The 5521-nt window shown below is 58.1% G+C and carries 5 protein-coding genes and 1 tRNA gene; 5 read left to right on the top strand and 1 reads right to left on the bottom strand.

What is annotated here, in order from left to right; genetic code table 11:
* Positions 1-3: 3 nt before the first annotated feature.
* Positions 4-76, bottom strand: a tRNA-Thr gene (locus K0U62_04135).
* A gap of 266 nt (positions 77-342) precedes the next feature.
* Here K0U62_04135 and K0U62_04140 point away from each other — a divergent pair.
* The 5 genes from K0U62_04140 to K0U62_04160 form a co-directional block, all read left to right on the top strand.
* The gene (locus K0U62_04140; GenBank protein MCH9800711.1) at positions 343-1599 is read left to right on the top strand and encodes a metallophosphoesterase; all 1257 of its coding nucleotides are present in this window, start codon (positions 343-345) and stop codon (positions 1597-1599) included.
* Positions 1600-1683: 84 nt separating this feature from the next.
* Positions 1684-2418 (top strand): lipase, encoded by a 735-nt coding sequence (locus K0U62_04145; protein MCH9800712.1) that lies wholly within the window; start codon positions 1684-1686, stop codon positions 2416-2418.
* A gap of 120 nt (positions 2419-2538) precedes the next feature.
* The gene (locus tag K0U62_04150; GenBank protein MCH9800713.1) at positions 2539-4155 is read left to right on the top strand and encodes an ABC transporter permease subunit; all 1617 of its coding nucleotides are present in this window, start codon (positions 2539-2541) and stop codon (positions 4153-4155) included.
* Positions 4152-5093 carry an ABC transporter permease subunit gene (locus tag K0U62_04155; GenBank protein ID MCH9800714.1) on the top strand — a complete coding sequence of 314 codons (942 nt, stop codon included), beginning with the start codon at positions 4152-4154 and terminating at the stop codon, positions 5091-5093. The genes K0U62_04150 and K0U62_04155 overlap by 4 nt, the downstream gene beginning before the upstream one ends.
* A gap of 6 nt (positions 5094-5099) precedes the next feature.
* On the top strand, positions 5100-5521 hold a 422-nt coding region (locus K0U62_04160; GenBank protein ID MCH9800715.1), incomplete at its 3' end, for a glycoside hydrolase family 13 protein.

Genomic DNA, 5521 nt, shown 5'->3' on the forward strand with positions numbered 1-5521 from the left:
CTGAGCCGCCTATCGGAATCGAACCGATGACCTACGCATTACGAGTGCGTTGCTCTACCGACTGAGCTAAGGCGGCTGGGCCGGAGGTATCCGGCGCCTTAGCGAGTATAGGTGTCCTTGACCACTGACGGCACAGTTGGTCGGCTAGTGCCCTCGTTGCGGCTGAACAACAAATGATCAACGCGGTTGGCGATGTGGGGAACCACATCGGGCGGATAATCGCGCTATACCTTTCAGGTGATTGTCATTGGGTGGTCGTTCAGGCGATGCACGATGGTTAAGTGGTGGGCCTCACCCTAGGAGCCGCTTTACTTTGCCTGTTGGTTTGCCGACACTTTTTTTATGTACCGCTCTAGTGCCTGGCTTAGCAGCGCCGCGACTTTAGCGCTGGCTGCTGGGCTCTTGCTGCCTACGGTTGGTGCCGCTCAATCAAGCGAAACCGCCGGAGCCAAGGGCGATGAGTCACGGGCGACGACGAAGATCGTTGGCTGGTCCACGGACCGCGCCACCCTCACGCCTGGCCAGAAGGTCAAGGACCGAGTTCGGGTCAAGGCCAAGGGCGCCAAAGCCAAACGGAAGATGGTCCTGCAGCGGGCACTGGCTGGTACGCGAGATTGGACTCGGGTCTGGCAGCGATCGACTAAACGCAACGGCAAGTTGGTGGTGAAGTTCACCGCGCCGACGTCAGGTAGTTGGAAATTTCGTATCCGTGTTCGCCAAGACCAGGACGGTAAGTCGGCACGATCGGCTAAACGTCGCGTGGATATTGCTGATCCTTCGGCCACGGACACCCCGAGCGTGCCGGCCATACAGCCAGGGCTGGTCTTTGTTGCTGGTGACATTGGCCTGTGCGAGGGCGCAGCTGATCAGACCGCCGCGTTAATTGACCCAATCGCCGAAGCGTTTGTCGCCACCGGAGATCTCGCCTATCCCAGCGGCACCGACCGTGACTTTGCTGAGTGCTATGACCCTCACTTCGGCTCGCTGAAGAGCAAGACCTACCCAGTGCCCGGCAACCACGAGTACTACTCGGGGGCCACCGGCTACTTCAACTATTTCGGAAGCAGAGTCGGGACACTGGCTGATCCTTGGTATGTGGTTGACATCGGCGGTTGGCGATTCTTCATGCTCGACTCCGAGTGCGACAAGATCGGCGGGTGCGATACCACCAGTGACCAGTACGCCTGGTTGGCTGACCAGCTGTCTGGTGAACTACCGCAATGCACCGCTGCGGTGTGGCACCGTCCACGGTGGTCAAGTGGGCATCACGGCTCCTATGCTCCTGTTTCCGATCTTTATGAATTGCTGTACGACCACGGCACTGACCTGCTGCTCAGCGGTCATGAACACGCTTACGAAAGATTTGCCCCACTCTCGCCAGCGGGGGTAAATGATCCGGCAGGAGTCCGGCAGTTTGTCGTTGGTACCGGCGGGACAACATTGCGAGAGTTCAAGTCGACTGAGACGGGTTCGCAATCGCGACTCAACGACAGCCACGGTGTCTTGCGCATGCAACTGTCCGGGACTGGGTACGACTGGGACTTCCTGCCGACGAAGTCCTCTGGCAAAACAGATAGTGGCTCAGCGCTGTGTAGTTGAGGCGCCTGCGCCCCTCGCATTCGTTGAACCGGTTGCCGACTGCTGTCGTCGCATTCATGCTGGAAGGGCGGAAGGTTTATCAACGTGAAACTCACTCAGGCACTTTTGGCTGCAGTTGTGGCTGTCCTCATCGTGATTCTCGCTTGGTGGTTGTTCTTCCGTCCGGCAGAAGAACCCGAAGCAGCCGCACCCGAAACTCCGCAAGGAACGGTCTTACTGATCCCCGGATACGGTGGCGGGACCGGACAACTCAGCCGTCTCGCGGGTTTGCTTGATCAGCAAGGGATGCAGGCAGAGATCATTGACATCGACGATGGTGAAGGTGACCTTCGCGAATACGCCCAACGCGTGGAAACTCGCGCTGCCGAACTCATTGCCGAAGGACAGCCCCCGCCCGACCTGATTGGCTATTCCGCAGGCGGTGTCACCGCCCGGGCCGCCTACTCCGATCAGCCGGAGCTGTTTCGTCGGGTAATCACCCTGGCCAGCCCCCATCAAGGAACGGGTGTAGCGGTGCTCGGTGAGTTAGTGAATGCTTGCCCCACTGCCTGCAAGCAGTTACAGCCGGATTCCGACCTCCTGGAGTCATTCCCCGAGCCACAACGGCCGCAAGATTGGCTATCGATCTGGAGCGAAGACGATGAGACCATCAGGCCGCCCGAGTCCAGCAAGATTCCGGGGATAAAGAATTATCGCATCCAAAGTGCCTGCGACACCCGCGACATAGGTCACGGCGAAGTGCCATTAGATCCGCAAACTCTGGCCGCAATTGATGCCTTCCTGGTAGGTGCGCCATTACCTACTACCTGTGTCCCCTGATTCGGTTCTGATCGGGACCGAAATGGAGCCGATCCACCGTTTCACCCCGCGATCGGGTTCAAACATTGGTAGATAAGTAGTGTGCCGACGAAAGCGCCGCCGTCTAACGGCGGTAACACGATGTCAGAGGGAAAAACGCCGTTCGGCGCATTCCCTTCTGGCAGTTTGAGTGCTTGGCTCGCCAAACTAGTCATCCTCGGGATCATTGACGTCCTAGGTATTTGGGCAATCGCTACTTCGTTTGCAGCCGAGTGGTGGCTGGCCATCATCTTCCTCACGGTTGTGCTGCTGCTGCTCAACATCACTTACTTCCGCAAAGGTGGACTGCCGTGGAAGTACCTGCTGCCAGGGTTGATCTTCCTATTTGCCTTCCAGCTCTATCCAGCGCTCTACACTTTCGGAGCATCTTTCACCAACCTCGGTACGGGTCATCTGATCAGCGAGAATGAGGCCGTCGACGCGATCGAGGGTCAGAGCGAGAAGTCTGCCGGCAAGGGCCAAAGTTTCGACGTACTTCCGATCGAACAAGATGGCAACGTTTCGATGCTGATCGAGGATCCCAAGAGTGGTGACGTATTCATCGGTACCACCGAAGGCATAGAACCCACCACGGATGTTGAAATCGTAGATACTCCCACCGGTGGCAAGACTGCCGACGTTCCCGGCTACGAGGTGCTCAACCTAGGTGCCCTCACTTCCGATCCAGATCTTGACTCACAATGGCGGGCACTGGCGGTGCCGTGGAAGCCGGACAAGGGCTTCGTCCTCCGAGCTTCCAGTCCCACGCGGGCAGAGTTAAAGAGCGCCGATGTGGTCTACGACCCCGAAGCGAATACCTTCACTGAGGTCAGCACCGGAAAGGTTTTTTCCGCCAACGGTGATGTCGGCCTCTTCACGACTAATCAATTCGACCCTGAACTTGGTGAAACCAGAGCCAACGACGGCGAATTCCTCACACCAGGCTGGCCAGTTTTCGTCGGCTTCGAGAACTACATCACGGTAGTCAATGATGATGGGGTTCGACAGAACTTCATTCCGATCCTGTTGTGGTCGTTCGTCTTCGCCCTCGGCACAGTCGCACTGCAGTTTGGCGTGGGTCTGCTGTTGGCGCTGAGTATGCAGCACCCGAAGATGCGTGGTCAAAAGATCTATCGCGTGATCCTGGTGTTGCCATACGTCATACCGATCTTCATGAGCGCCCTGGTGTGGAAGGGCATGCTCAACACCGACTTCGGCATCATCAACCAGATCATCGGGCAACCCATCGACTGGTTGGGTAACGGCACCCTGGCCAAACTCTCGCTGCTGCTGGTGAATCTATGGATCGGCTACGCCTACATGTACATCGTGGTGACTGGGGCGCTCACCTCGATTCCCGCCGACCTGAAAGAGGCTGCTTTTGTCGATGGTGCCAGCGGATTTAAGGCTTTCCGCACCATCACTTTGCCGTTGCTGATGGTCAGCGTCTCACCACTGCTGATCGCCTCATTCTCGTTCAACTTCAACAACTTCACCCTGGTAGAACTGCTCACCGGCGGTGGGCCGTTCGCTGGTTCCCCGATTGACGGCGGCCAAACCGACTTGCTGATCACCTACACCTATCGATTGGCTTTCGGAACTAGCGAGCAACTTCTCGGCTTCGCTTCGGCGATTTCGATGTTGATCTTCATCATCGTGGCGGCCGTAGCCGCCTACGGCTTCCGACTGACGAAACGTCTGGAGGAGATCAAGCAATGAGCGCCAATACAGAAGCTGCAGAGGTGACCAGGTCATCTCCACGAATGGGATTTGGCCGTTGGCTCACTGTGCTGGGGTGGCGTCATGCCATCGCCATTGTGGCCGTCGCGTTGGCGATCCTGCCGATCACGTACATCATCGGGGTGGCACTCAATCCGGTCGGCTCGCTTTCCGCGTCTTGTCCACCGGAAAAGACCGGATTGGCAGCGGTCGGGTGTCTCATCATTCCGGCCGAGATCAGCACTCAGAACTTCACCGAGATATTCAGCAACACGGCCCTGCCCTACGGGACCTGGTTTCTGAACTCGCTAGGTGTCGCGGTCGTGGTTTCCACCATGTCGACGTTGATGTCGGCCGCCGGTGCCTTTGCCTTCAGCCGGCTCCGTTTTAAGGGTCGTCGGCCAGGTCTGCTGGCGTTGGTGTTGCTGCAAATGTTTCCGCAGATATTGGCGATCACCGCGATCTTCATTTTGATGACTGAGATCGGTGAGGTCTTCCCCGGTCTCGGCTTGGGCACTGTCGCCGGTCTAGTGCTGATTTATTTGGGTGGCTCACTGGGCGTCAACACCTACCTGATGAAGGGTTTCTTTGACACCATCCCGGTGGAGATCGACGAATCAGCCAAGATTGATGGCGCCAGTCACGTGCGGATCTTCTTCGGTCTGATCTTGCGGTTGGCGTCGCCGGTACTCGTCGTCGTGTTCTTTGTGACCTTCACCTTCGTGTTCAACGAACTCGCTATCGCGCAGACCCTGTTGCCGGAAACCTCGAACACCACGCTTGCGGTCGGCCTGCAGACGTATGTTTCCGGAAACTTGCAGGAGTGGGGCAAGTTCGCCGCTGGCGCGCTGATTGGCGCGATACCGATGATTGCCGTATTCGCTGTGGCCCAGAAGTACTTGGTCACCGGAATGACGGCGGGCGCGGTCAAGGGCTGACCGTCGATGTGGCAGGCCCCGTTCCATGATGGGTCCCCGCTGTACCTGCCGGAGCCACCAACCGAACTAGGTGACGAGTTCGACGTTTTCCTGCGAGTGCCGCGGGATGCGGGCGCAACTCGGGTGCTGTGCCGCCAAGTACTGGACGGCGAGCCCTTCACCGTTACTGCGGAACTCGACCGCAGCGATGAGCACGCAGACTGGTGGCGGGCAACGCTGACCCAACACAACCCGGTGGTTAACTATCGATTTCTGACCGACACTGGCCCCAACCGGTACCGCTGGATCACTGCCGCCGGGCAGCGAGACCACGATCCGCCCGACTCGCGAGACTTTCGCAGCTCTATCCATCCAGGTGCCCCGGAATGGGTTTACCGCAGCACTGCCTACCAGATCTTTCCCGATCGGTTTGCTCGCGGCTCAGCGGA

Source organism: Actinomycetes bacterium (assembly GCA_022599915.1).
Lineage (GTDB): Bacteria > Actinomycetota > Actinomycetes > S36-B12.